This is a genomic window from Agaribacillus sp. DX54 (assembly GCF_056858335.1).
The window spans coordinates 1-1689 of sequence record NZ_JBXEQE010000093.1 but is presented as its reverse complement, the minus strand read 5'-3'; the positions used below and the strand labels follow the sequence as shown (position 1 = coordinate 1689).

At 31.8% G+C, this 1689-nt stretch carries 1 protein-coding gene; it reads left to right on the top strand.

Annotated elements, in window-relative coordinates; genetic code table 11:
• The first annotated feature begins 130 nt into the window (after positions 1-130).
• Positions 131-1657 carry a TlpA family protein disulfide reductase gene (locus tag AC04NP_RS30460; protein WP_482863902.1) on the top strand — a complete coding sequence of 509 codons (1527 nt, stop codon included), beginning with the start codon at positions 131-133 and terminating at the stop codon, positions 1655-1657.
• Positions 1658-1689: the final 32 nt, after the last annotated feature.

The window sequence follows — 1689 nt, the reverse complement described above, 5'->3', positions numbered from 1 at the left end:
TTACCACACTGGATCCACCTGGTCAGGTGGTTACAAAACAACTGGTTATTGTTGTGCGAGTTGTCCCTTTTAAAAATTAATTTTATCAGAAGGCGATCATGCCTTCTGGTATTATTTAAATGATGGTGAAATGAATGAAAAATTTAACAAAATTGTAGGTACAGTTGTATTAACAGTATTTTTTATTTACGGATGTGACCAAAAACAAACAAATATTCAATTATCAAAAATTGACAATATCAGTGAAAATGGTGGAGGTCTAAAAGTTATTCTGGATAAGGATGATTCGATACTTGTTTCTTTCAAAACTATTAGTTCATCCAAAGAAGAAGCACAGCAAGATATCATTTCTTATGATTATAAAGATACCATAGCTATTAACATTAACAAGGCTTCCTTTCTTTTGATAGGGAGTAAATATACATTATATGACACTTTACTGGTGTTCCCCGGTGATACGCTTAAACTCAAAGTTAACAATAAAAAAATTTTCAGCACTTCTCATAGCAATTTCAAATGGCCGGAATTAAGAAAACCTGATATACAAAAGATCAAAGAAAAGGAAGATTCAATTAGTGAATATTTTTATGAATATGATCATGCCAGAAAAATGAGATTGCATAATGAAACTTCGAGCATTGAAACAATCCCAATAAACTATAAATATGAATCACTCAGTATCTATAAAAAATCGTTCATTGACCTCATAAACTTAAAGATCGAAAAGTATCTTTTTCAAGAAAAGGCCTATAAGCAGTTGGTTGAAAACAATAAGCTCTCCTACGATGAGTATAAATTGTTTGACGAAATGTTAAAGTACATACTATTTAAAGAATTAACCATGTTACATGCTTTTTCGAACAGTGATTATGTATTAGATCGGCTAAAATCGGACCTATTCATGAATGATTCCTTACTAATTAGCCCGTTTGCTCATGCGTATCTGCTAACCTATATCAACAAAGTAATATTACTAGACAAAGCCAGCACTTCTAAATCGAAGCTATATATTAGCTACAAAGAGGCATTCGATATTTTACCGGTATTTTTTGAAGGAGAAATTCTTAGATACGCCTATCGGGTATGTTTAGAAAATATGATGGAAGTCGGAGAGGATTTTTCTGCGGTTGAAAATTATTTTAATAAATATAAACAATTGTACAATGACACAATCTTTAACAGAAGGTTTGAAAGCAATTACTTAATGAATTTTGCCGGATTAAAGAAAATTAAAACAGATTTATCATTGATCGATGAAAAGGGAATGACATTTACATTGACCGATTTATTAGCGCAGAATCAAGGCAAAGTACTATACATTGATTTTTGGGCAAGTTGGTGTGCGCCATGCAGACAAGTTATGCCTGATTCAAAAAAACTTAAATTGGCATATAAAGGGAAGGACGTATCGATAGTTTATCTTTCAATAGATAAAAACAGGGATCATTGGCTAAAAGCAAGTAGTATAGAAAAACTTTCTTTCGATAACTATCTGATATTAAATCATCAAAATGCCGATTTTATTAAAAACTTAAAGGTAAATGCTATTCCCAGGTACTTGCTTTATGATAAACAGGGTAAATTAGTACATCAGGATGCTCCTGGTCCTAAAGGAAGAGAGATACGAAAATTGCTGGATAAATATCTGGCTCAATAATAATCTTACAACTTTTTAGTAGCCCCGATACC

What these genes read in the sequence shown, in the direction of transcription:
- AC04NP_RS30460 (WP_482863902.1), top strand. Translation starts at nt 131, where the DNA reads ATGAATGAAAAATTTAACAAAATTGTAGGTACAGTTGTATTAACAGTA.